Origin of the sequence: Pseudomonas sp. MYb13 (assembly GCF_002980075.1) — a bacterium.
Lineage (GTDB): Bacteria > Pseudomonadota > Gammaproteobacteria > Pseudomonadales > Pseudomonadaceae > Aquipseudomonas > Aquipseudomonas lurida.
This window is the reverse complement of record NZ_PCQI01000028.1, coordinates 1-24,636: the sequence shown is the minus strand read 5'-3', so window position 1 is coordinate 24,636 and position 24,636 is coordinate 1. Positions and strand designations below refer to the sequence as shown.

26 protein-coding genes are annotated in these 24,636 nt (G+C 60.2%); 12 read left to right on the top strand and 14 right to left on the bottom strand.

The genetic code is table 11. The features are described from left to right. The first annotated feature begins 3 nt into the window (after positions 1-3). Positions 4-486 (top strand): GreA/GreB family elongation factor, encoded by a 483-nt coding sequence (locus tag CQ002_RS27405; protein WP_105163110.1) that lies wholly within the window; start codon positions 4-6, stop codon positions 484-486. Between the two features lie 48 nt (positions 487-534). Here CQ002_RS27405 and cysB read toward each other — a convergent pair whose 3' ends face one another. From cysB to CQ002_RS27380, 5 genes are all read right to left on the bottom strand, one after another. Next, entirely contained in the window at positions 535-1,509 is a 975-nt protein-coding gene (gene cysB / locus CQ002_RS27400) for an HTH-type transcriptional regulator CysB (protein WP_098466105.1), read from the bottom strand. 103 nt (positions 1,510-1,612) lie between these two features. After that, positions 1,613-2,113 (bottom strand): universal stress protein, encoded by a 501-nt coding sequence (locus CQ002_RS27395; RefSeq protein ID WP_034102775.1) that lies wholly within the window; start codon positions 2,111-2,113, stop codon positions 1,613-1,615. Between the two features lie 70 nt (positions 2,114-2,183). Further along, positions 2,184-3,089 (bottom strand): 5'-nucleotidase, encoded by a 906-nt coding sequence (locus CQ002_RS27390; protein WP_034102772.1) that lies wholly within the window; start codon positions 3,087-3,089, stop codon positions 2,184-2,186. Positions 3,090-3,103: 14 nt separating this feature from the next. Next, the gene (locus CQ002_RS27385) at positions 3,104-4,057 is read right to left on the bottom strand and encodes a putative 2-dehydropantoate 2-reductase (protein ID WP_034102770.1); all 954 of its coding nucleotides are present in this window, start codon (positions 4,055-4,057) and stop codon (positions 3,104-3,106) included. Then, complete coding sequence (locus tag CQ002_RS27380; protein ID WP_105161871.1) at positions 4,054-4,440, bottom strand: co-chaperone YbbN; 387 nt, start codon at positions 4,438-4,440, stop codon at positions 4,054-4,056. Before CQ002_RS27380 ends, CQ002_RS27385 begins: the two co-directional genes overlap by 4 nt. On the opposite strand from CQ002_RS27380, the gene CQ002_RS27375 reads away from it, so the two are divergent. Then, positions 4,439-4,873, top strand: a complete 435-nt coding sequence (locus CQ002_RS27375) for a pilus assembly protein PilZ (protein ID WP_098466103.1) — start codon at positions 4,439-4,441, stop codon at positions 4,871-4,873. The two genes, CQ002_RS27380 and CQ002_RS27375, sit on opposite strands and share 2 nt — an antisense overlap. Positions 4,874-5,004: 131 nt before the next feature. Beyond that, a complete protein-coding gene (locus tag CQ002_RS27370) occupies positions 5,005-6,081 on the top strand; it encodes a 3-deoxy-7-phosphoheptulonate synthase (protein WP_010211874.1) in 1,077 nt (358 codons plus the stop codon). A gap of 65 nt (positions 6,082-6,146) precedes the next feature. On the opposite strand, the gene CQ002_RS27365 is transcribed toward CQ002_RS27370, so the two are convergent. Beyond that, positions 6,147-6,428, bottom strand: a complete 282-nt coding sequence (locus CQ002_RS27365; RefSeq protein WP_003189869.1) for a GNAT family N-acetyltransferase — start codon at positions 6,426-6,428, stop codon at positions 6,147-6,149. Positions 6,429-7,040: 612 nt separating this feature from the next. On the opposite strand from CQ002_RS27365, the gene oprI reads away from it, so the two are divergent. Further along, positions 7,041-7,292, top strand: coding sequence for an outer membrane lipoprotei OprI (gene oprI, locus CQ002_RS27360; RefSeq protein WP_003172710.1), 252 nt, complete (start codon positions 7,041-7,043; stop codon positions 7,290-7,292). Between the two features lie 134 nt (positions 7,293-7,426). Here oprI and CQ002_RS27355 read toward each other — a convergent pair whose 3' ends face one another. The 3 genes from CQ002_RS27355 to CQ002_RS27345 all read right to left on the bottom strand — a co-directional run bounded on the left by CQ002_RS27355 (position 7,427) and on the right by CQ002_RS27345 (position 9,426). Then, positions 7,427-8,395: a L,D-transpeptidase family protein gene (locus CQ002_RS27355; protein WP_025859174.1), complete on the bottom strand. Its 969-nt coding sequence runs from the start codon at positions 8,393-8,395 to the stop codon at positions 7,427-7,429. A gap of 73 nt (positions 8,396-8,468) precedes the next feature. After that, a complete protein-coding gene (locus CQ002_RS27350; protein WP_025859175.1) occupies positions 8,469-8,762 on the bottom strand; it encodes a hypothetical protein in 294 nt (97 codons plus the stop codon). 58 nt (positions 8,763-8,820) lie between these two features. Next, entirely contained in the window at positions 8,821-9,426 is a 606-nt protein-coding gene (locus tag CQ002_RS27345; protein ID WP_034102762.1) for an arylesterase, read from the bottom strand. 10 nt (positions 9,427-9,436) lie between these two features. Here CQ002_RS27345 and CQ002_RS27340 point away from each other — a divergent pair, with 10 nt between their 5' ends. Both CQ002_RS27340 and CQ002_RS27335 read left to right on the top strand, forming a co-directional pair. Continuing rightward, positions 9,437-10,120: an ABC transporter ATP-binding protein gene (locus tag CQ002_RS27340; protein WP_010176179.1), complete on the top strand. Its 684-nt coding sequence runs from the start codon at positions 9,437-9,439 to the stop codon at positions 10,118-10,120. Continuing rightward, on the top strand, positions 10,120-12,630 hold the full coding sequence (locus CQ002_RS27335) for an ABC transporter permease (RefSeq protein WP_105161870.1): 2,511 nt from the start codon (positions 10,120-10,122) through the stop codon (positions 12,628-12,630). The genes CQ002_RS27340 and CQ002_RS27335 overlap by 1 nt, the downstream gene beginning before the upstream one ends. Positions 12,631-12,675: 45 nt before the next feature. Here the strand turns inward: CQ002_RS27335 and greB are convergent, their stop codons facing one another. Both greB and CQ002_RS27325 read right to left on the bottom strand, forming a co-directional pair. Then, positions 12,676-13,149 carry a transcription elongation factor GreB gene (gene greB, locus CQ002_RS27330; RefSeq protein WP_105163109.1) on the bottom strand — a complete coding sequence of 158 codons (474 nt, stop codon included), beginning with the start codon at positions 13,147-13,149 and terminating at the stop codon, positions 12,676-12,678. 113 nt (positions 13,150-13,262) lie between these two features. Continuing rightward, positions 13,263-14,249 carry a hypothetical protein gene (locus CQ002_RS27325; RefSeq protein WP_105161869.1) on the bottom strand — a complete coding sequence of 329 codons (987 nt, stop codon included), beginning with the start codon at positions 14,247-14,249 and terminating at the stop codon, positions 13,263-13,265. A gap of 218 nt (positions 14,250-14,467) precedes the next feature. On the opposite strand from CQ002_RS27325, the gene CQ002_RS27320 reads away from it, so the two are divergent. Genes CQ002_RS27320 through CQ002_RS27310 form a run of 3 tightly spaced genes read left to right on the top strand, consistent with a single transcriptional unit; the run spans position 14,468 to position 17,862 of the window. After that, positions 14,468-15,394, top strand: coding sequence for an ABC transporter ATP-binding protein (locus CQ002_RS27320; RefSeq protein ID WP_105161868.1), 927 nt, complete (start codon positions 14,468-14,470; stop codon positions 15,392-15,394). Beyond that, positions 15,391-16,116: an ABC transporter permease gene (locus CQ002_RS27315; RefSeq protein WP_069022494.1), complete on the top strand. Its 726-nt coding sequence runs from the start codon at positions 15,391-15,393 to the stop codon at positions 16,114-16,116. Before CQ002_RS27320 ends, CQ002_RS27315 begins: the two co-directional genes overlap by 4 nt. 15 nt (positions 16,117-16,131) lie before the next feature. Then, entirely contained in the window at positions 16,132-17,862 is a 1,731-nt protein-coding gene (locus CQ002_RS27310; protein ID WP_105161867.1) for a Gldg family protein, read from the top strand. A gap of 4 nt (positions 17,863-17,866) precedes the next feature. Here CQ002_RS27310 and CQ002_RS27305 read toward each other — a convergent pair whose 3' ends face one another. From CQ002_RS27305 to CQ002_RS27295, 3 genes are all read right to left on the bottom strand, one after another. Continuing rightward, positions 17,867-18,175, bottom strand: a complete 309-nt coding sequence (locus CQ002_RS27305) for a hypothetical protein (RefSeq protein ID WP_069022490.1) — start codon at positions 18,173-18,175, stop codon at positions 17,867-17,869. A 250-nt stretch (positions 18,176-18,425) separates the two neighbouring features. Beyond that, positions 18,426-18,860, bottom strand: coding sequence for a DoxX family protein (locus tag CQ002_RS27300; RefSeq protein ID WP_025859184.1), 435 nt, complete (start codon positions 18,858-18,860; stop codon positions 18,426-18,428). A 103-nt stretch (positions 18,861-18,963) separates the two neighbouring features. After that, positions 18,964-20,385 carry a transglycosylase SLT domain-containing protein gene (locus tag CQ002_RS27295; protein WP_034102745.1) on the bottom strand — a complete coding sequence of 474 codons (1,422 nt, stop codon included), beginning with the start codon at positions 20,383-20,385 and terminating at the stop codon, positions 18,964-18,966. A gap of 237 nt (positions 20,386-20,622) precedes the next feature. Between CQ002_RS27295 and CQ002_RS27290 the strand changes: the two genes are divergently transcribed. From CQ002_RS27290 to CQ002_RS27280, 3 genes are all read left to right on the top strand, one after another. Then, the gene (locus CQ002_RS27290) at positions 20,623-21,429 is read left to right on the top strand and encodes a TatD family hydrolase (protein ID WP_034102744.1); all 807 of its coding nucleotides are present in this window, start codon (positions 20,623-20,625) and stop codon (positions 21,427-21,429) included. 96 nt (positions 21,430-21,525) lie between these two features. Beyond that, complete coding sequence (locus CQ002_RS27285) at positions 21,526-23,007, top strand: methyl-accepting chemotaxis protein (protein WP_105161866.1); 1,482 nt, start codon at positions 21,526-21,528, stop codon at positions 23,005-23,007. A 198-nt stretch (positions 23,008-23,205) separates the two neighbouring features. Next, a partial coding sequence (locus CQ002_RS27280) for a DUF6531 domain-containing protein (protein ID WP_256589531.1) occupies positions 23,206-24,636 on the top strand: 1,431 nt, incomplete at its 3' end.

The following is a 24,636-nucleotide window of genomic DNA, read 5'->3' as shown; positions in this document are numbered from 1 at the left end:
ACCATGAATAAACACGCCGTCCACCACCGGGTCCTGGAAAAGCTCAGCGTCGACCTCGACATCGCCCAACGGGCCGCGCAGACCGCCTACGAAACCGCGACCCACGAAGAAAATATCGCCGAAAACAAGTACGACACCCTGGGCCTGGAGGCGTCCTACCTGGCGGCAGGGCAAGCCAAGCGAGTCGAGGAAATCAAGCAGGCACTGGCGCTGTGCCAGACCATGGCACTGCGGGCCTACGATGATCAGCGGGGCATAGAGATCGGCGCGCTACTGGGCCTGGAAGATGAGAACGGCCGCCAGCAGTGGCTGTTCCTGGCGCCGGATGCGGCGGGCTTGAAGGTGGACGTGGTCGGGCAACCGGTGACCGTCATTACCCCGCGCTCGCCGCTGGGCAAAAGCCTGCTGGGCAAGTTCGAGGGTGATGAGGTGGAGATTCTGGTGGCAGGCGCCCGGCAACATTTTACGGTTACCGAGGCCAGATAAAACGCCAGGGCCGCGCTCCCTTACTACAGGAAGCCGGCGCCCACGGTGTCAGTGAACGGGTAATTCAACGCCGTCGAACAGCTCTTCCAGCTCCTGCTTGTTGTGGCACTGGATCGCCTTGGCCATGACTTCGCGCGTCAGGTGCGGCGCAAATTTCTCGATGAAATCGCACATGAAGCCACGCAGGAACGTACCACGCCGGAAGCCGATCTTGGTGACGCTGGACTCGAACAACTCGCTGGCATCGAGCACCACCAGGTCTTTGTCGAGCGCGGTATCGACCGCCATCTTGGCGACGATACCCACGCCCAGGCCCAGGCGCACATAAGTCTTGATCACGTCGGCGTCGGCCGCGGTGAATACCACTTTTGGCGTCAGGCCGCGATGGCTGAAGGCTTCGTCGAGCTTGGAACGGCCGGTGAAACCGAACACGTAAGTCACGATCGGGTATTCGGCCAGGGCTTCCAGGGTCAGCTTCGACAGCTTGGCCAAAGGGTGACCTTGAGGCACGACCACGCAACGGTTCCAGCGGTAGCACGGCATCATCACCAGGTCACCGAACAGCTCCAGGGCTTCGGTGGCGATGGCGAAATCGACGGTGCCGTCAGCGGCCATCTCGGCGATCTGCATGGGCGAACCCTGGTGCATGTGCAACGCCACGTCCGGGTACTGCTTGATGAAATCGCGGATCACCGGCGGCAAGGCATAACGTGCCTGGGTGTGGGTGGTGGCGATGGACAGCGTGCCCTTCTTCTCGTTGGAGAATTCCTGGGCGATCTGCTTGATGCTTTCGACTTTGCGCAGGATCTCGCCAGCGGTGGTGATGATGCGCTCACCGGCCGGGGTGACACGGGTCAGGTGCTTGCCGCTGCGCGCGAACACTTCGACGCCCAACTCATCTTCGAGCAGGCGGATCTGCTTGCTGATACCAGGTTGCGAGGTGTAGAGGCTTTGAGCGGTAGCGGAAACGTTGAGGTCGTGGTGCGCCACTTCCCAGATGTAGCGCAGTTGTTGAAGCTTCATATGTGTCCCTCAAAGCAGATAGACGCCACGGGTATCAGCGACGGTATATAACTATATTAAAGGTTCGATGGATAAATCTAGAACTTTTTATCGTTCTTACCTATCACACGTCATCACTGCGGCGACGTTGCAACGCAGGCACCAGGTAAACCGGCACCGTGGACAACTGCAGCACCCGTGCTGCCGTGCGCCCCAGCGGGGTAGCCGCCGCGGTTGCATGGCTGTGACTGCCGACGATCAACAGGTCTACGGAAAGTTTGCATAGCTGGTCGAGAATCACCTCGCACGGGTCCCCCTGGATCACCCGTACCGAGCGAATCAATTTCAGGTCTTGCTCTCCGTCCCCCAACTCTTCGCGAAAACTGTCCAGCACCCGCTGCTCGATCGTCGCCATCACCGTCGTCAACCCCTGGCTCTGCCATTCACTCAGGGCCTGCTCATCAAGGTAGCTCTGTAACACGGATTCGGCGAACAGCCCGATGGGCTCGACCACGTGAATCACATACAAATCTGCCTTGAACGTCCGGGCCAGCGCCAGCGCATGCTGCATCACATAAGGCGCGTACAGACCGAGGTCCGTGGCGTACAGCATCGAACGAATCATAGAACCTCCTGGACTGCCAGGATGGCGGAGATGAAATGAGCTTAGCAGCGCCCAGGCGACTTGTTTTGACTTAGACCTTCACCTCATTACTGATGCCATGGGGCACATGCCCGGTGGTGACAAACTCCATGGCTTTCTCGCAATGACCGGCCTGGTCATCGAAAAATACATCGGCGGCGAAAGCCTCCAGGAACGCGGATTTTTCCAGGCCACCCAGGAACAATGATTCGTCCAGGCGGATATCCCACTCACGCAACGTGCGAATCACCCGCTCGTGCGACGGCGCCGATCGAGCAGTGACCAGGGCGGTGCGGATCGGGCAGGCCTCATCGGCGAACTCGCGCTGCAACAAATTGAGTGCCGCCAGAAACCCTTTGAAAGGACCGCCGTGCAAAGGCTGACGCGCCGACTCGCGCTCATTGGCCTGGAACGCTTCCAGGCCACCGGCCTGGTACACCCGCTCCGACTCATCGGAAAACAGCACCGCGTCGCCGTCGAAGGCAATGCGCAGTTCTTCGCTGGAGGCACGGTTCGGGCCGCCGGACAGAATCGTCGCCGCCGCAAAGCCGGCATCGAGGGCACTGCGCACATCCTCAGCGTGGGTCGATAAAAACAGATGACAACCAAACGCCGCCAAATAAGGATAAGGACTACGGCCTCCTACAAAAGCGGCGCGGGAAATATCCAGGCCGTAATGCTGGATCGAGTTGAACACGCGCAGGCCGGTGTCCGCGCTGTTGCGCGACACCAGCACCACTTCGACCCGGGCACGGCCGAGGCTGGCATTGAGGCTGAGCAGCTTCTCGACCAGCGGAAAGGCGTCGCCGGGCGCGAGGATCTCCTCCTCGTGCTCGATCTGGTACTGGCGATAGGTCTCGACCCCTTCGGCCAGGTAGACCTTGTGGCTTTCACTCAAGTCAAAGAGTGCCCGCGAGGAAATCGCCAGCACCAGTTTGTCGCCCAAGCCCTTTGCCATGGTGTCCCTCCTACTCAGCGGTTACGCCGATCAATAAAACTCAAGGCCTGATAGAGCGCCTGCATCCGCGGCAGTTCGCAACCCGCGGCTTTTGCGGCGGCGAGTGGCCGGGCATAAATCGCCGCCAGTTCCAGCGGGCGCTTATGCACGTGATCGTGGTACATGCTCGGCAGATAGTCGTCCATGGTTTCGGTCATGGTGAACATTTGCTCGGCGTAGCTGTGAGGAATTTCATGACCGCAGGCGTGGGCGCCCTGCACCACTTCAGCCATCAGCGCCTGGATCAGCTCGCGGCTGGACTCGTCCGCCATCATGGCCGTGGTGCCGGTGCCCAATAACACGGAGAGGCCGTTGTAGGGCACGTTCCACACCAGTTTGTGCCAACGAGCCTGATGCACGTTGGCCATGGCCTGGGACTCGATACCGGCCTCGTGAAACAACGCGGCGCCGGCTTCGACAATCGCCTTTTGCAGGGTTTCGTCATTGGCTGCCGTGCCGCTGTGATAGCCCAGGTTGACCCGACCCAACGCCTGGTGCTCGATAACGCCGGGCGCAGAACGGTGCACACCGATGTAGCACAGGCCACCCAGCAAGTGCAGCGACGGCGGCAAGTGTTCACGCAGGCTGTCTTCAACATCGAGGCCGTTTTGCAGCAACACCACCTTGGCCTCCGGCGCCGCCACCTGGGCAATGGTCGGGGCCAGTTCGACGTTGCCGGTCGACTTGGTGCCCACCAGCAGCCAGTCGCAGGGCGGCATATCGGCAGCGCGGGCATAGGCCTGCACGGGGTGCAGGTGCAAGGGACCATGCACGGTACTGTTGAGGTGCAGGCCGCGCTCGCTGACGGCCGCGTATTCACTGCGCAACAGGAAGTGCACGTCGAAACCGGCGCGCGCCAGCATCAAGCCGTAGAAACCACCGATGGCGCCGGTGCCGATGATGCCAATGCGGGGTGAACGTGCGGTCATGGCAGATCCTCTGGGGTGCGGGTAAGCGCTTGTTTAATCGCGTCAGCAACGTCAGGGCGCGTAAGGCGTGTCTGTAGTTGCCCGAGGAATTGACCCTCGCACACCACGAACAATGCCGGCAAATGAAAGATCTGGTAACGCTCGACCGCACCACCGTTATCCCCGGCGTCCACCCAGCACACCCGGTCTACCGGTAACGACCAGCCTGGCAATTGCTGGCGCGCCCAACGGCAACTGGAACACCCGGGGTTTGTGAACACGACGAGCGAAATACCTGGCAATCCCAGCAATTGCTGGTCAATATCCAGGTCGGTCAATTCCAGTTCCTTCACTATACTGCTGCCACCGCCGTCAATTGGACGGTGCTCGGAGTCCGTGTACATGGGTCGTTTTTTACCTCACCCTGATGATGTCGCTGTCGAGTTAATCCAACGCCCCTCTCCCGCTATCCCCCGCCAACGCCTGCACACTACCGGCCTGGGCGGTGTCGCCTGCAATTGGCCGCGTGCCTGGCGCGAGGGCACGGCCGTGGATCTGCACATCCCCTCCCTGGGCGCCAGCGCGCGTTATCCAGGCTACGTGGCGTGGTGCCGCAAAGTGGAAAACGGCTACCGGATCGGCATCTCGTTTACCGACGAGCATGCACTGTTCGGTGCGCGAATGGGTGAGCAAGCATGCCGGATAGAGCGTTACTGCCGCCAGCACGAAGACGCCGAACCGACACCCCAGCAACTCGAAGCCCTGGCCCGCGAGTGGGTATCGCGCCATGCCATTGAGTTCTCCCATGAGGCATTTGTGGCGCCAGCGCTGGATTAAAGCGGGCTTTGCCCATTGTCGCGGGCCAGTGTTACGCGCTAAGGTTCCTCCCCCCTGCATTCAAATCATGCTGTGCTCCGCCGCACGGGGATGGCTGGCGGCCGGCACCCGTGACCCTGACGAGTAACACGATGGCTGATTTACCGATCAATGACCTAAACGTCGAATCCAACGAGACCCTGATCACGCCCGATCAGCTCAAGCGCGAAATCCCTTTGAGCGACGCTGCCCTGCAGACCGTCACCAAGGGCCGCGAAGTCATCCGTGACATTCTCGACGGTACCGACCACCGCCTGTTCGTCGTCATCGGGCCTTGCTCGATCCACGACCTCAAGGCTGCCCACGAGTACGCCGAGCGCCTCAAGGTGCTGGCCGCGGAAGTGTCCGACACCTTGTACCTGGTGATGCGCGTCTATTTCGAGAAGCCGCGTACCACCGTCGGCTGGAAAGGCTTGATCAACGACCCGTACCTGGACGACTCGTTCAAGATCCAGGACGGCCTGCACATCGGTCGTCAATTGTTGCTCGACCTGGCCGAGATGGGCCTGCCCACCGCCACCGAAGCCCTCGACCCGATCTCCCCGCAGTATCTGCAGGACCTGATCAGCTGGTCGGCCATCGGCGCACGTACCACCGAATCCCAGACTCACCGTGAAATGGCGTCCGGCCTGTCCTCGGCCGTGGGCTTCAAGAACGGCACCGATGGCGGCCTGACCGTAGCGATCAATGCGCTGCAATCGGTATCCAGCCCACACCGTTTCCTGGGTATCAACCAGGAAGGTGGCGTGTCCATCGTCACCACCAAGGGCAACGCCTACGGTCACGTGGTGCTGCGTGGCGGCAACGGCAAGCCCAACTATGATTCGGTCAGCGTTGCCCTGTGCGAGCAGGCGCTGAACAAGGCCAAGATCAAGCCGAACATCATGGTCGACTGCAGCCACGCCAACTCCAACAAGGACCCGGCCCTGCAGCCGCTGGTTATGGAAAACGTCGCCAACCAGATCCTGGAAGGCAACCAGTCGATCATCGGCCTGATGGTCGAGAGCCACCTGAACTGGGGTTGCCAGGCCATTCCAAAAGACCTGGCCGACTTGCAGTACGGCGTGTCGATCACCGATGCCTGCATCGATTGGTCCGCTACCGAAAACACCCTGCGCAGCATGCACGCCAAGCTCAAGGACGTATTGCCCAAGCGCAAGCGCACCTGACTTTAAACTGCGCACACAAAAACGCCGGGCTAAGCCCGGCGTTTTTCATGCTGCTGGTTTAGACCCTACAGCTTTGCGGCATGGCGCTGGTGGCGCTCCATGTAGCGTTCGACGTAGGAGCAGGACGGGATCACCGTGTAGCCTGCCTCTTCGGCGAACTTCAAGGCTTCCTCGGTCAATGCCGCCGCAATACCACGGCCTCGCAGTGCGTTGGGCACGAAGGTCCGATAGATATCCAGGGTCTGTTTGCCGAGGTCCATATAGGTCAGATAGGCACGATGACCGTCCACATTGGTCTCGAACTGATGACCAGCCTGGTCATGGTGGATGGACAACGCCTCGCTCATCACTACTCCTCGCGGGTCTTGGTTTCTGACCCCTACCTTACCGATGTTTTTCCGGCGAAGGAACATCTACGCCACCCCGTGCCGGTTTCGACAACGAGAAAACCCTGAGCGCTCACAACCAGCACGTAGGGAATAGTAGGCGCCAATCCTGCAATTGCTCAAGGCGCACTCGTCATCCCCTGCCGCTGGTGGATATAGAAAGGGCTCCGATCAACCGATGATCGAAAGCCTGAACATTGCCGGCAGTTGAACCTTAAGACGAACAGACGCTCTTAAAGTCACCTCTACATGCGCAAAAGATGCTGGGCCCCGCAAAGCCATGCGGCACGGAAGTGTCAGCGTGGATATATAAATTTTCATCTGTCTACAGGGCTTAACACATGTGGGCCGGCCCTTTCAGCCTGGATCCAATTGTCGCCTGATTGAAAAAATTTGGACGGTTTTTATACAAACCTTCAAAAGGTTAGCCAAAATAGATTCGGCGCGAGAATTTTTTTTGCTTCTTGCGCTACGTCAGTTTACTTACTACAAGTAATGGGTAGTATGTACGCCGGCTATTAGCTCACTCTGAGATACTAGCCATCTAATAGAAAGTCCTTGAAGGGGAACACGATGAACAACGTTCTGAAATTCTCTGCACTGGCTCTGGCCGCAGTTCTGGCTACCGGTTGCAGCAGCGTCTCCAAAGAAACCGAAGCACGTCTGACTGCAACTGAAGACGCAGCAGCTCGCTCCCAGGCTCGTGCAGACGAAGCCTACCGTAAAGCTGATGAAGCTCTGGCTGCTGCTCAAAAAGCACAACAGACTGCTGACGAAGCTAACGAGCGCGCCCTGCGTATGCTTGAAAAAGCTAGCCGCAAGTAATAATCCCTCGGGATTGTTATCAAGCCGATCCATTTTTGGATCGGCTTTTTTATTGCCTGGGGTTTGTGCCGCGATCGCAGGCAATAAAAAACCCGCCCCGGCGCAAGGCCGTGGCGGGCTTATGATCGAGCGACTTATTGCTGCAGGTCGATCGGCGCGCTGGCCGCGACCGAGGCGGCGCCAGGTACGCCGATCTCCGTCGGCAAACCATCTTCCGCCGCCACCACGTCACGCACCTGGTCCCAGTTGACCCGCAGGTTATTGGCCAGGTCTTCACGCTTGAGCAAGGCGTTGATCACCGCAGTGTGCTTGTCGACCACCGACGGCGTACCGTCATCATTCAACGGCGTATGGGCTTCGAGGTACACCTTGCCGCCACTGCTGCCGAACTTGTAGGCATCGTTGATGATGCGCACCGACGTCCCCACCGGCACCATGCCGGCCATTTCCAGCACGTTGTTGTTGAACATGCGGAAGCAGCCGTGACTTGTGCGCGTGCCGATACCGAATTTCATGTTCGAACCGTGGATCAGGTAACCCGGCGTGCCCAGGGTGAACTTGAACGGGCCCAGTGGGTTGTCCGGCCCGGCCGGCACCACGTTGGGCAGCGGGTCGCCGTTGGCCGCATGCTCAGCCTTGATCGAGGCTGGCGGGGTCCAGGTCGGGTTGGGCGTCTTGGCAATGATGCTGGTGTGGGCGATGGGCGAACCCCAGCCTTCCCGACCGATCCCCAATGGGAAGGTGTAGACCACGTTCTGGCCCTTGGGGAAGTAATAGAGACGGTATTCGGCCAGGTTGATCACGATGCCTTCCCGAGGCCCGGGCGGCAGGATGAAGCGCGTCGGCAGCACGATCTCGGTACCCGCGCCCGGCAACCAGGCATCGACGCCGGGGTTGGCCGCGACCATCTCCGAATAACCCAGGTCATAGGTGGTGCCCAGGTCGGCAAAGGTGTCTTCGTACTTGGCCTTGATCACCTGGACCTGACCGACGATGTCTTCACCCGGTGGGGGCAAGGGCAACTGCAAGGCTGACGCAGAACCGGCCGCACAAAGTGCAGCGAGGGACAGGCAGCAAGTGACGACGGAAAGGCGCGACAACATCCGGAAAATCCTTCGCAGAACGACGGGTAGGTAAAAATCGATTGTATACGTGAAGCGTGGTTCTAGCTGCCCCCTACAACTCGAAACGCAGCTCCGGCCAGATCGGCGGTGTACCCCGCTTCTGGGACTCCAGGATGGCACGGCATAACGGGCACAGGCGCTGGTCCTGGAAGATCGAACGATCGACCCGCGACCAACGCGGTTGCGCAGGCAATAGCGTGCCACACAGCGTGCGATCGATGGAGCCGCCCAGTTCCAATTGACGCGTCACCAGATGCACCCGCACTTCCTGGCAGGCGAACAGATCCAGCTGCTCGTCCGGCTCGATCAGTTGGTAGTTAAACAGGGACCAGGCAGGACGCGACATCAAGGGCTCCAAATCGGGGGGGCGCCACCTTAGCCGAAAGCCTGCCGGTAGAAAAGCGTCATAACAGCGGTTTTAGCGTCGGCCAGACATTTTCCAGCAACTTGCCCTGGGCACCGACCGCCGGGTGCAACTGATCGGCCTGCATCAGCTCGGGATGACCGCCCACGCCTTCGAGGAAAAACGGCACCAGCGGGACATTTTTTTCCTTGGCCAACGCGCCATAGACTTCGGCAAACGCGGTGGTGTATCGCGGGCCATAATTGGGCGGCAACTGCATCCCCAACAGCAACACCTTGGCACCACCGGCCTTGGACTGGTCAATCATCGACGCAAGATTTTGTTGCAATTGCGCAGGCGGCTGACCGCGCAGGCCGTCGTTGCCACCCAACTCGATCACCACCACGTCCGGCTTATGCTCTGCAAGCGCCGCCGGCAGCCGCGCCAGGCCTCCCGCGCTGGTATCGCCGCTGATGGAAGCATTGACCACTTTATCGTCGAAACCTTCCTGCTTGAGCCGTTGCTGCAACAGGGCAACCCACCCTTTGCTGGTATCCAGGCCGAAACCGGCACTGATACTATCGCCAACGATCAGGACTGTACCCGCAGCTGCGTTCTGGGCCATGCACATCAAGGCCAGGCCAGCACTCAAAAACCACATTCGCATCGGATTCTCCATGGGCGCAAGCATTCTCACCGCGCGGAACCTTAGCAAAGTGGTTCCCAGCGCGGAAGGTGAACTGACTATCCTGCACGAACTGAGCCTGGAACTGAACAAGGGCGATAGCCTTGCTATCGTCGGTGCTTCCGGTTCCGGCAAATCCACCCTTCTGGGCCTGCTGGCCGGCCTCGACCTGCCCAGCAGCGGCGAAGTCACCCTCGCCGGGCAAGCCCTCAGCACCCTCGACGAAGACCAGCGCGCGCGCATCCGTGCCGAGCATGTAGGTTTTGTCTTCCAGTCGTTCCAACTGCTCGACAGCCTCAACGCGCTGGAAAACGTCATGCTGCCGCTGGAGCTGGATGGCCGCAAGGACGCCCGCGAGCGCGCCCGGCACCTGCTGGAGCGCGTAGGCCTGGGCCAACGCCTGACCCATTCGCCGCGCCAACTCTCCGGTGGCGAGCAGCAACGGGTGGCCATTGCCCGCGCCTTTGCCGCAGAGCCGGATGTGCTGTTTGCCGATGAACCCACCGGCAACCTCGACAGCCACACGGGCGAGCGCATCAGCGACCTGCTGTTCGAACTCAACAAAGAGAGCGGCACGACCCTGGTACTGGTCACCCACGACGAGCGCCTGGCCCATCGTTGCCGGCGCCTGATCCGCCTTGAAGCCGGCCTGATGGTCGCGCCCCTGGAGCCTTGATGGCACGTTTGCCGCTGTTGCGCCTGTTCAGCCTTGCCATGCGCCAATTACTGCGCGATGCCCGCGCCGGCGAATTGCGCGTGTTGTTCTTCGCCCTGTTGGTGGCCGTCGCTGCCAGCACCGCCATCGGTTACTTCGGCGCGCGCCTCAATGGCGCGATGCTGTTGCGCGCCACCGAATTCCTGGGCGCCGACCTGGTGCTCGAAGGCAGCTCGCCGGCCCGTCCCGAGCAGATCCAGTCCGGCACCGAGCTGGGCCTGGATCACGCCCGCGTCGTTGAGTTCTCCAGCGTCATTGCCACCGATAACGGTATCCAGCTTTCCAGCATCAAGGCAGTCAACGAGCAGTACCCGCTGCGCGGTGAACTCAAGAGCGCCGCGGCGCCCTTCGGCGATGAAACGCCGGGCGGTGGCCCCAAACCTGGTGAAGCCTGGGTGGAAGCACGACTGCTGACCGCACTGGACCTCAAGGTCGGCGACAGCATCGATGTGGGCATGAAGACGCTGCGCCTCGCCCGCGTCCTTACCTATGAGCCGGACCGCGCCGGTAACTTCTACAGCCTCACACCCAGGGTGATGATCAACCTGGCGGACCTGGATGCCACCGGCGTGGTGCAACCCGGCAGCCGCGTCAGTTACCGCGAATTATGGCGCGGGCCACAGGGCAGCACGGTGCTGCAAACCTATCGTGACCTGGTCAAGCCGGGGCTCGCCGCCAACCAGCGCCTGCAGGACTCGCGCGATGGCAACCAGCAGATCGGCGGCGCCCTGGGCAAGGCCGAGCGCTACCTGAACATGGCCAGCCTGGTGGCAGTGCTGTTGGCGGGTGTCGCCGTGGCGCTGTCGGCCAATCGCTTCGCCACCCGACGTTTCGACGCCAGTGCATTGCTGCGCTGCCTGGGGTTGTCACGACGTGAAGCCATGTTGCTGTTCAGCCTGCAACTGAGCGTCCTGGGGCTGCTGGCTAGCCTGACCGGCGCCCTGCTCGGCTGGCTGGCGCAGTTCGGTCTGTTCTACTTCCTCCACGACCTGCTGCCGGCAGACGTTCCACCCGGCGGGCTGCTACCGGCGATTGCCGGGATCGGCACCGGCCTCGTCGCACTCGCCGGCTTTGCCCTGCCGCCCCTGGCCGCACTGGGTCGGGTGCCACCGCTACGGGTGTTGCGCCGAGACCTGCTGCCGATTCCTTCCAGTACCTGGATGGTCTACGGCGCGGCGTTGTTTGCATTGGGGCTGATCATGTGGCGCCTGAGCCTCGACCTGGTGCTGACCTTCGCCCTGCTCGGCGGCGGCGTGGTGGCTGCACTGGTGCTTGGCGGCCTGCTGCTGCTTTTGCTGCAAAGCCTGCGTCGCCTGCTGGCACGTGCCTCCCTGCCATGGCGCCTGGGCCTGGGCCAGTTGCTGCGCCACCCGCTGGCGGCGGCCGGTCAATCCCTGGCGTTTGGCTTGATCCTGCTGTCCATGGGCTTGATCGCCCTGTTGCGCGGCGAGTTGCTCGACACCTGGCAAAACCAGTTGCCCAAGGACGCGCCCAACTATTTTGCCCTGAATATCCTGCCCGCCGACAAGGAAGCCTTTGGCACCCGCCTGCTGGAAGTGCAGGCGCAATCCGCGCCACTGTACCCCGTGGTGCCGGGTCGCCTGATCAGTATCAATGGCGAACCCGTGCAGGAAATCGTCAGCAAAGACTCCAGTGGCGATCGTGCGGTACAACGCGACCTGAGCCTGACCTGGGCCGCCGACCTGCCGCCAGGCAACGTCCTCACAGAGGGCTCGTGGTGGTCACAGCAACCCACCGATGAAATCCCTGGCGTCTCCGTAGAAGCCAAGGTGGCGCAAAGCCTCAAGCTGAAGCTCAATGACCACCTGGTGTTCACGGTGGGCGGGGAAAATCGTGAGGCGCGGGTGACCAGCCTGCGGACCATCAACTGGGATAACTTCCAGCCCAACTTCTTCATGATTTTCCAGCCGGGCACCTTGAAGGACATGCCGACCACCTACCTGACCAGCTTCTATCTTGCGCCAGGGCATGACCAGCAGATCGTTGACCTGTCCCGGGCGTTCCCGGCGGTGACCATCCTGCAAGTCGAAGCGTTGTTGGAGCAACTGCGCAGCATCCTCGCCCAAGTGACCCTGGCGGTGGAGTACGTGCTGCTGTTTGTACTGGCGGCGGGAATGGCGGTGTTGTTCTCCGGCCTGCAAGCCACCCTGGATGAACGTATCCGCCAAGGCGCCCTGCTGCGCGCACTGGGCGCCGAACGCAAGCTGCTGGTCAAGGCCAGGCGTATCGAGTTTGGCTTGCTGGGTGCCGTCAGCGGGCTGCTGGCAGCCCTGGGCACGGAGCTGGTGACGTTCGTGCTGTACCGCTACGCGTTTGACCTGGCGTGGCAGCCTCACCCGTGGCTGCTGTTGCTGCCGGTGATCGGTGCCGTGCTGATCGGGGGTGCCGGCGTGTTTGGCACTCGTCGCGCATTGAATGCCAGCCCGCTGACCGTGCTGCGCGAAGGTTGAAACGCCGTTGGCCCGCCTGCCTCACAGCGTGCGGGCCAACGCGGCTCACTTCACATACTCGATCTTGGTGATCCACCAGCACACTTCACCACTTGGGGTTTGCACGATGGCCTCATCGTCCACTTCCTTGCGCAACAGCGCACGGGCCATGGGTGAGTCGATGGAGATGTAATCCATGCGATCGTAAATCTCGTCATAGCCGACGATGCGAAAACGCTTGGTCTCACCCTGCTCGTTTTCGATATCCACCCAGGCACCGAAAAAAACCTTGCCATCCTGCTCGGGCATGTACTCCACCACGCGCATGTCTTCGAGGCGCTTGCGCAGGTAACGCACACGGCGATCGATCTCACGCAGCAGTTTCTTGTTGTACTGGTAGTCCGCATTCTCGCTCCGGTCTCCCAGCGAGGCGGCCCAGGTCACTTTGCGCGTGGTATCCGGGCGCTTTTCACGCCACAGGTAATCCAGCTCCTTCTTCAGCGCCTCATGACCCTCTTTGGTAATCAGCTTGGTACTCAAACGCTTACATCCCCAGGCAATGTCCATAGGTGCCGATCCGCTCGGGGTTCAGACCCAGGCTTCGGTTGGCTGGCGTTGATGATAAATGAACCCGGGAAAGTAGCCACAACAGTCTAGCTGTCCAACACCTGATCCAGTTCAAGCAGCAGGCCCCGCAGGCTCTGCCGCACACCCGCCACCTGCGACATCATCACCGTCAGCGCTTCGGTCCTCTGGCTGACGGCAAGCGACTGATCCTGCACGAGAGTGGTGCGTTGCTCCAGGTCTCGAACCCTCTCATCCAGTTGACCCTGCTCCTGCTGCAACCGTGCTTGCCATTGCTCAAGGGCCGATTCCCGTTCGATTACCACGCGTTTTTGCTGGGTCAGCTCTTGAGCCACCCGGGCGAGGTTGGTCAATGTGCTGTCCACCTCGAACAGGGTGCTGTGGTCACCCGACGATGGGAGTGTCAGGGGCGCCTGCACCTCGGGCTCAGGTTGGACGTCAGGTGCGGCCTGCCCCGTGACCACAGGCGCTTCGACAGGTGACTGCCGGATCTCCTCGACGGGATGTTCTTGCACTGGCGTATGTTCCGGCCTGGAGGGATTAGGCCCCCTGGGAGGTGAGATCATTTGCGACGAAAACCGAATGGACGGCACGATCACAGAGGCGCTTTCGATGGCCGGTAGCGTTGGCGCCGACATGCCCAGCGTGATCACTTTCATCACCAACGCCTTCTTGATGATCACCGAGTGATGGTCCTCGGGCCTGGCAGGCGGCAGCTTGCAACCTTTCAAGTCGACAAAGTGATAGGGCACTTGGGTTTCGGTGACGGCACCCGCCTTCGCTCCCGAAGAAGCCAACGTCAATATTTGCTTGAACACCTGCAATGCCACCTGCAGGTCTTCCTTGGACTCAATTGCGCCGAGGAAGTACCGGTCCAGCTTCTTACGCAACGCAGCGATATAAACCCTGGAACTTTCCGGCTCTACCTCTTCATCCAGGCTATAAACGAGAAAGTTGGAGCCCGTCTGACCTACAGCAAACCCACAGAGCAGTGCGCCGTTAACCGGAGCATCCTGCCCGTTGCGTTCAAGAACAAGGGTACGTAGCAGCATCATCGCATTCAGGCCTCAATATGCAGGGTAACAAGTTTATACAAACAAGAAGTAAATACTCGAAAATTGGACACTCCAAAACACCCCACATTGTTTCAGCGACTTACCCGCCTCGCACGTAGGACTTCTCTTATTAAGGCTGTTCGGCGTTCCCAAAAAAGCCCAATACCCGTACCCTTTTTTAACGCCCTCTCGTCACGCCAAACTTATTCGGTAAAAAAATTATCGAAATAAGCAATCTGACAAAATACACGGGTCACACAACTATCATCAGCGACTTTTCATTCAGCGCTCATCCACAAGAATGCCTGGGGCTATTTGGAAAAGATCCCACCACCAAAACAGCTTTGCTCAATTTAATAGCCGGTTCGACGCAGCCCTCCAGCGGTTATATCAATATCCAGGGGTTCAATACTCAAACCCATGCACTTCACGCGAGGCAGTTCGTCGGCTATCAATATTCCAGCGACCTCGGCCACCCGACGATGACCGTCAAAGCGTTCCTGAACTTCATCGCCGCCATTCGCGGTTTCCATGGCGCCGAAAAGCGCGCCAGGGTGGAGCAGGCTGTCGTACGGCTGGAGCTGTTTGCGGTACTCAATGCCCCCCTCGACGCCCTCTCCATGGCCTGGAAGCGCAAAGTCGCAATCGCCCAAGCCATCCTGCATGGCCCGACCCTGTTACTGCTGGATGAGCCAACCGAAGGGCTCGCACCGGATCAGAAACATGCATTCAGGGCGCTTATCCAATCCCTGACACACGAAATGACCGTGGTCATTGCCTCTCGTCACTGTGATGAATTGTCCGAAGTGTGTACCCGTGCCTTGGTGATGGCGGACGGTCGCCTGGTGGCCGATACCGCCCTGCCCGATCTGCAGCGCAGTTCCCGTCACTTCCAGGCGGTCACCCTTGCCGCAGAGAGCCCGTTGGATCTACTGGCACTGGCCGTACTACCCGGCGTGGCAGGCATCGAAGAGCATCGGCACGCACCCGGCACAGTGACGGTTCTCGCCATGCCTGGGCATAGCATCTATGCCCCTATCAACACACTGATTGCCAACCGCCGCTGGAAAATCAACGCCCTGAACCTTGAGCCAGGTCGCCTGAATGATGTGGTCCACCACCTGAGCCAAGAGGCGTCCGCTTGAAACTATTGCCCATCATTCTAAAACGTCAGCTCGTCAGCTATGCCCACACCCCCGGTACTTACCTGAGCATTGCCATCTTCCTGGCGCTGTCAGTGACATCGGGGTTGTACGTCAGCCCGTGGCCGGAGCAAAACGGGACCGACTTGCAGGTGTTCTTCCACTTCCACCCCTGGCTGTATCTACTGCTGGTTCCCGCCTTGGCGACCCACCTGTGGGCAGATGAAGCCAACGCGGTTTTCTTCGCGCTGATGAAAACCCTGCCGATTACGACGTTCGAATGGGTCATCGGAAAATTCCTCGCCGCCTGGCTTGTAGCAGGCACAGCCCTGTTGCTGCTGTTTCCTCTCGTTGTCATTGCCAACTACCTGGGTGAAGCAGACAACCGTGTTATCGCCTCACAATTCGTGGCGAGCTGGTTACTGGCGGGCAGCTACCTGTCGGCCGGTTGTTTTATATGTGCCCTTGTACGGCAACGCACACTCATTTTCGTACTGACCCTGTCTTTATTACTGGCCGCCAGTGGGCTTTCTGCTCTATTGGATGCGCTTGAACACCAATCCCCTTTATGGTTGATCGACAGCCTGGCTTCCCTTAATCCTATGGTGCGATTCAGCAGTATTGACGAAGGAAAACTTACACTTCGCGATACGCTTTACTTTGTCAGCATGATCTTCGGCTTTCTCGCTGCGACGACAGTCACCTTCAACTACAAACACAGCTGAGAAGGTAACACCTTAATGCGGTCCACTCTGCGTACCGGTATGACACTTACTGTCATTCTGCTGCTGTTCCTGGCGTTCAATCTGGTTTGGGTAGGTAAACTTCCTGATGTTCGGTGGGATGTTTCTCAATCGAAAACGCACACCCTGTCGCCGCCCGTAGAGCAATTTATTGCCACGCTGGAAGAGCCGGTGGACTTGTATTATTTCAATTCAAACAACGACCCCAAAAGACACTACGCCGTGAAACGCTACAGCAAGCGTATTGAAGATCGGCTCAAGGAATACGAACAACACGCCAAGGGCATGATCAACCTGCACATTATTGAACCTGCCCCATTCTCGGAAGATGCCTACAAAGCACGACTCTCCGGACTCGACGACAACGCTGGGTTTCTCGGCCTTATCGGCACCCGCGCCGGCCATGGTGTACGGCGGATCGGATCCTTCAGTCTCGACCGGGAACCCTTGCTCGAGTATGAAATCAGCCACCTGCTCTATAAGTTGCAGCACCCCAAGCGCCCGACTATTGCCTTGTTGTCGGGGCTGGCCATCGAGGAATCCGCAGGCCGGCTGCTGCAGGAACTGCGGCGAGAATTCGATGTGGTCAATCTTGAGCCGACGGCTGCGCAGGTGCCCGGGCATATTCGAACACTCATGGTTGTGCACCCACAGGCGTTGCCTGAGCGAACCCTGTACGGGATTGAGCAATTTGTATTGAGGGGCGGCAGGGTGATGATGTTTATCGACCCCTTGACCGAGCAAGCCTCGAACGCGCCGCCTGCCAACCCACGGCTGGACGATTTGCTTGCGGCCTGGGGTCTGCAGATGCCGGCGGACAAGCGGTTGGTCGACTACCGCTACACGCCCTGGGACGCGCCGGGGGCCCTCCACCAGGTCAGGTTGAACCTGCCCCGCCAGGCGATGAACACAAACGACATCAGCACATGGAACCTCAACGGGGTAACCGTATCGAGCAGCGGTGCACTCTCAGGGCTGAACAAAAGTCGCACGACCTTCATTCCCCTTCTGCAAAGTTCCGAGCAAGCCGTGCTGCTGGAACTCAACAGCTTTACCGGTGCAAACACGTTCGATGCATTGATGGAGGAGGCGTCGAACCAGGCGCGACGCCATGTCGTCGCGGCGCGTATCGAAGGGCCGAGCTATTCGGTGTTCCCCGATGGCATCAAGGGCCAGCCGCCTGGCCTGCAGACGGCGGCGCAGATCCATGTCGTGGTGATTGCGGACACTGACATGCTGACAGACAAGGTCAGCAGCCCGGCACCGGACAGCAACGCGCTGTTTGTCCTGAACACGCTGGATAACCTGTCCGCCCCCGACACACTCGCCGCTATTCGCTCGCGCGGGGCGCCGCAACGACCACCGACGGTGCTGGAGCGCATGCGCAACGTCGCACACCAGGCCTATCGCTTGAAGGCCAGCGAGCTGGAGCGGCGCCTGCACCGAACGGAGTTGGAATGGCAACGGCTGAGCCCATGGACAACCGGCCTTGGCACACAGGCCGTGGACACCACCACCCAGCTGCAAGCACTCAACAAGGAACGCCTGCGCCTTCCCATGGAGCTGCATGCCTTGCAACGCGAAGCCCATGCCCCGTTGCGGCGCCTGGTATTGGCCATAAAGCTGTGGGTGACCTTGGCGATACCGCTGGCATTATGCTTGGTCGCCTGGCTGATCTTTCTCGGCCAGCATCGTCGTCGCCTGCACGCTAACAGCCTGATTCACTGAACGTTCAGCGACGGGCGATCAACCCTTGCCGGGCAATGCGGGTCAAATGGCGAATGACCTCATCGGCATCGCTGGCGCTGGGGGCCTGGATAACGGCGAGATCAAAGCTGTCGCTGGCAAAACGCGCAAGGGAATCGCCATCTTCAACAAACTGGATGAGGAATGCCGAGGGTCGGCCAGTCCGGCGCGGCCAGCCATCCAGGTAACGCAACAGCGTCGGCTGGTGCTTGCCACCCAGGAGAATTTTCGGATTGCGTTGAGTGAGGTCCGCGGTGATCGGGGCCAGGCGTATCAGGGGGCTTGGTGCATTCATCGTGTCGTGTCTCTGCCTCAAAAGTCTGCGGGCAGGTGAGAGGCAACACCGAACCAGCGCTTTAGCGGAATTTCGAAGCATGGAGCATGCTTCTGTCGGGACCGAGAACGATCACCCATGGCGCCCCGCAATTAGCTGTTTAAATCGGCGCATGAGCGGCATCCTAGAGAAGCCGGTGGGGCGGTGTCAAGAATCCCGAGCAACGAAAAGGCCCGCGCGTGGCGGGCCTGTTCGAGGTCTAGCAGACGAATCAGTGGGCGATGGCGCGGTCCGCTGACAGTTTGCCAGCGCCTTCCAGCAACACCGCCAGGGAGCCGCCGAGCAAGGCCAGCGCGAACTCATAACCGTTGTTGGCCATGAACAGGCCGTTATGGATATGCACCGAGAAGATCGCCACCAGCGACAGGATGGTCAGGCCCAATGCTGCAGGGCGAGCCAGCAAGCCGATGATCAGCGCCAGGCCAGCGAAGAACTCGGTGCCACCCGACAGCAGCGCCATCAGGGTACCCGGTGCCAGGCCAATGCTTTCCATCCACTGGGCAGTGCCCGCCAGACCGTAGCCGCCAAACCAGCCGAAGAGTTTTTGCGAACCGTGGGCGGCGAAGATGATGCCGACAACGATGCGCAGGATGGTCAGGCCGTAACCGGCGCGGGTGGACAGGATGCTTTTGATCAGTGGGCTCATGGTGATAATCCTTTTCAAAGTAGGGGTTTGTTGGCCGCTATATTAATCAGTTTAAGCAATGATAAAAGCCGAAAAAATGCCTGATCAATATCGATAAAATCGATTACTTCCGTGAGGCGATTTTCGGCGCTGGCGGCTCCAGGGACTCACGTTCCCGATCGAACGCCAAGTAGTATTTATTCACGCTATTAACATAGCTGACGCCGCCCATCCCTACTTGCTCCATGGCAATGCGTTCAACCTGGAAAAACCACTGATTGGGGTTCAGCCCTCGGCGCTTGGCTTCGGTGCGCATACCCTGCACGCGCTCCGGCCCCATGTTGTAGGCGGCCAGCACAAAGGCCATGCGCTCGCGTTCATTGAGCTTGGGGCTGGCAAAGAACTTGCGGCGGATCATCGCCAGGTAACGCGCACCGGCCTGCACATTACTGTCAAGATTCTCGATATTGTTGACCCCCACTCGCTGCGCGGCCGAGGGCGTGATCTGCATCAAGCCAGTGGGGCCGCCGCTGTTGCGTGCGCCAGGGTCAAGCGCCGACTCCTTGAAGGCGAGTGCCGCAAGGTTGAGCCAGTCCATGCCCTGCTCGCGGGCGTGCTTTTGCAAGACCGGGCGCAGTTTCTCCAGGCGCTGGCGGTCAACGCGAGCCAGAGGGTTGCGCACTTGATAGAGGCGACGGTAGATACGCTGGAACGCCACATCCTGGTCAGACGGCGTTCGATAGGTCTTGAGGAACCGATCAATACTGGCCCGCAACATCGACGCATCCTGGCGCACAAACCAGTACTCGTCGCCCGGCGCGCTGATCGCTACCTGCTTGTCGAAACGTAACTTGGGCAGGATCTTCGACCAGCGTTCGGCAATCGGTTTCTCGACGATGGTCAGGTGGAAAATGCCGGCCTGGACCATTTCCAGCACGTCCTCCACGGCCAGGGTTGGATCGACCCATTCCACCTTGATGGGTGGCTGCTTGTGCAGGGCGAGCTTCTGGTTGACCTGGCTGATCGCATCCGCCGCCGCACTGCCGGTGGTCAGCGCCAAGGTGCGACCGGACAGTTGCTCCAACTTGGTAAACCGTCGTTCGCCCTTCACCCCCACGAGCCACAAGGGAACATCGCTGGCAATCGGGTCGCTGGTGCTGATCTTGTGCGCCGCCTTGACATCGAGCAGCTCACCGGGCGCCACCAGGTCACCTTCGCCACGGGCCAGCGCGCCGAGCAACTGGTCCTTGGCCTTGGGAATGATCTTGAGGTTGATGTCCTGGCCATCTCGGGCGTGGCCATTGAGGTATTGCTCGAAGGCGCGCAAGCGATGGTATTCGACACCAATGGCCTGGCCTTGCACTTCACCGGAACTGTTACGGCTCTGGTTGACCAAGACACGCAGAGTGCGGCTGGAACGAATCTGCGCCAAGTCGCGGACCTTGCCGGGCTTGGTCACTTCCAGCGGCCCGTCCAGACGCGCAACCGCCGCCATGGGCAGCAGCAACGCCAGGCACAACATAAGCAACGCCGAGGGTCGGATCATCCGCTCTCCGGAAAAGAATACTGGCCAACGCCCTCACGAAAAACGAGGCGGTGGGGATCAGAAACAGAGCGCTTTATGCGCTGGCAAGGCGTGCAACGGTGGCACCGGGCAAGGCGTACGGCCAACCACAATGTCACTTGCGACGTTCAAAGACAGCTATAACTCTTTGTAGTTCTTCGTTTTTCTTATAAATCTACAGCTCTGATATGCTTTCCGGCCGCAGGCGGAGATAGCACCATGCAACTCATTGATATCGGCGTCAACCTGACCAACCCCAGTTTCGACGAGAAGCACCAGGCTGTACTCGAGCGTGCCTATGCCGCTGGCGTGCAGCAATTGGTACTCACCGGCACGAGTGTCGAGGGCAGCGAACAGGCCCTGGAACTGTGCGTAAAACTGGATGAAACCGGCCAGCGCCTGTTCAGCACCGCCGGCATCCACCCCCATTCCGCCAGCGACTGGAACAGCGACAGCGCACAGGGTTTGCGCGCGTTGCTCAACGACAGCCGCGTACGCGCAGTGGGTGAATGCGGGCTGGATTTCAACCGGGATTTTTCACCGCGCCCACAGCAGGAAAAAGTCCTGGAAGAGCACCTGGCACTGGCCGTCGAGCTGAAACTGCCGGTGTTCCTCCACGAACGTGACGCCAACCAACGCTTGCTGGACATCCTCAGGGACTACCGCGATCACCTCAGCGCCGCGGTGGTGCATTGCTTCACCGGCGAACAAGCGGCGTTATTCAGCTACCTCGACCTCGACTTGCACATCGGTATCACCGGCTGGATCTGCGACGAACGCCGTGGGACGCACCTGCACCCCCTGGTCAGGGAGATTCCCCGTGGCCGTCTGATGCTGGAAAGCGACGCTCCCTACCTGCTGCCACGGACCCTGCGGCCCAAGCCAAAAAATGGCCGCAACGAACCCGCGTATCTGCCGCAAGTGCTGCGCGAAGTCGCCCTGCATCGCAACGAAAGCATGGAAGACCTGGCCCAGCACAGCACTGACTGCGCCCGCCGCTTTTTTGGGCTGCCCGACGTGGATTGATGCGGCGCATTGACCCATGTCAAAACCGGTTTCCGGGATAGCGGCACAATAATGGCACCTTGCCAATGCTGTTTCCGCTATCAGAGAAAACCTTCCATGGGTGCCTGGCTTAGCAACATCTCGCTGAAGTACAAATTCTGGGCCGTCAACGCGGTCGCCTTCATCACCACCCTGCTGTTGGTGCTCTACGCCGTGCAGCTTGAACAACAGGCCCGCAGCGACGCCTCGCGGGCCTCGGCGCAGGCACAGGCGCACTTGCTCGGCGCCTGGCCCGCTGGCGAAGCGCTGCCCAAGGGCGAACACTGGCTGACGTTCAAGCGCGGCCAAGCCCCACAACTGGCTGGTCAGGACCTGTCAGCCCTGGGCAGCGCCCTTGGCTGGGTCGAACTCAATCACATGCCGTTGTTCGGCGAGAACCCATTGATGGGCGCTGAAATCATCGCTCGCCCCGACGGGTACTCTGTCGCCGTGCTCGCCTATGCGCCCAGCCTGAGCCAGGTGTTCGGCGAACGCTTCGCCAACTATGCGGTGGCGGTCTTGATCTTGATGCTGGCGATGCTTGGCGCTTCGCAATTGCTGATCCGCTTCCTGCTCAGCCAGCTCAACACCCTCAAGGACGTGATGCTGCACGTGGAAAAAACCGGCGACCTGTCGGCCCGCGTGCCGTTGGCGTGCAAGGATGAGGTGGGCCAGATGGCCAGCGCCTTCAATGCCATGCAGGCGGGTTACCAGCGCGTGGTCAACACCGTGGCGCGCACCGCCAAGCAACTCGATGATGGTGCTGCGCGTCTGGCCAGCAGCATGAACGACGTGCAGCACGGCATGCTCGGCCAGCAGAGCGAAACCGACCAGGCCGCCACCGCCATCAACGAAATGACCGCCACCGTCTACCACATCGCCCAGCATGCCAGCGCCACACGGGACCTGTCCCAGACCGCCGACACCCTCGCCGGCAGCGGCCAGGAAGTGGTGACGCGGGTACAGCGCTCGATTGCCGGCCTGTCCACGGGCGTGCAACAGACCGCCGAAATGATCCAGAAACTCGCCGAGGACAGCCAGAAAATCAACGGCGTGGTCAGCGTGATCCACAGCATCGCGGAACAGACCAACCTGCTCGCCCTCAACGCCGCCATCGAAGCCGCCCGCGCAGGGGAAATGGGCCGTGGTTTCGCCGTGGTTGCCGACGAAGTGCGCAACCTGGCCAAGCGCGTACAAAGCTCTACCGACGAAATCACCCGCATGGTCTCCGCGCTGCAAGCGGGCACCCGCGATGCGGTGGACTTCATGCAGGAAAGCTCATTCAAGGCTGACGACTGCGTGCAACAAGCCCAAGAGGCCGGGGCCGCCCTCGCCGAAATCACCGGCGCCGTGGCACAGATGCGCGAAAGCAACACCCAGATCGCCGTCGCCGCTGAACAGCAAAGCCACGTCGCCGAAGAGATGAATCGCGCGGTGGTGAGCATTCGTGATGTAACCGAGAACACCGTGCAGCAGACCGTGGGCTCGGCGACAACCAGCAATGAACTGGCCACCCTGGCCGGGGAATTGAGCAAGGCGATTGGGCAGTTGAAGCTGTAGGACTGTCCAACCTGTAATCCCCTGCCTACGACGGAGCCTCGTTTTGCCCGAGACTTTGGCGAAACGTCCTAGCCTTGCCGGCGAATAGCGCCGACTTCTTTTCCCTACCAACCTCTCCAAAGTCTCTCGCCTGACCAATCAGCGCGAGGGACCGCCGATGTACTTCTCTATCCGTGCCCCACTCAAGGGGTGCGTCTCATGATTCCGGTTATCGCCAAGTTAGTCCTGTCGCCCTTGGATGGCCAGAGGCCGGACGTCAACAGCGTTTTCCGTGACTTCCGAAATTGCCTGAACACCTTTGACGAGTGGGCCGAACGCTTCTGGAGCGTTTCGGCACTGGAAGTGGAGCAGGTGTTCAAGGTCGGAGAGGACGTTTCCCTCGTTGCTCCCGCTTCGTCCAAAAAACCCAACCGCACGGTTGCCACCTGCAAGGCCCAGGGCTCGTTGACCCTGGTGCATATGTTCGAGAGCACCCGGTTCGTGCCTATCGGCAATACGCCGGTGGTGCTGCAAGCCATTGCTGCGGATGACAGTCCGATAAATGAGCCACTCCATCGAATCATTGGCCCCACCGGCATTCTTGTAGTCAACGACTGCACCCGTGATCAGCGCTACCAGATCACCTTCTACCCCAACGTATCCAAGGATCACATCAAAACGCTGTATGCGTCTTATCAGTCGGTAATCGCTGATCTGGAAGTCCGCCTGCGTGATGAATGGAAGAAGACCTTCACGCCGCAATGGAATGACTTCGCCAACGCCACACCCTTCGAGCGCAGCGCGATGCAAGGCGTGGCGTTCTCAACCGGCGTTTCCAAGGCGCTCTACAACCTTTGGGACAACTTCACCCAGCTGTACGAGCTCTTGGCGGATATCAAGACCAATAGCCTGAAGTTGTTGCAGTACGTCTCCCAGGCAGAACTCGACGAACTGCTGACACTGGGCAAGGACGCCATTGCCCATGGGCTGCTCGTGTTGAGCGATGAGCCGCTGTTGTTTATCTATCTGTCGGCCATGGTCGCCTGGATACGCATGCTGCCACCGCCGCAGATGTACGAATTGCTGGGCGAGATTACCGGCGAGGTGCTGATCAATCTGTTTCTGATCTGGGCGACGCGGGGCATGGGAGTTCGCGTTCGTCTGGGTGTGCAAGTGGTGGGGCATATCAAATCCGGCCGCGTGCGTGGATGGCTGGAGATGCTGGCCGATCAGCTCGTCGGGCCCCGCTTGGAAGCGCATGTCGAAGCGGCCAAGCCGCTGTTGCTGGGCAGCGCGGCGACGCCGATCCGGGTGATTCCAGATGTGCCATTGAAGGTTGGGGATCAGGTGGTTTCCAACCCGGTGCCGCTGGTTCGGGACAAGGCCACGCAACGGACGGTGTTGGTGCGCCAGGAGCCTGTGGATGACGTGCCGTCTACTGCTCGCAATCCCAATGGGGATGCCGCTGCGTCGTCGGACAAAACCGCCACGAACGGTTGCCCGGTGTCGATGGTCACGGGCGAGGAACTGCTGACCCTCACCGATGGGGCCCTGGACGGGATTCTGCCGTTTGAGTGGACACGCTTGTACCGCACCAGTGCAGTGGAAGTGGACTGCGGGTTGGGGTTTGGCTGGAGTCACTCGCTGGCG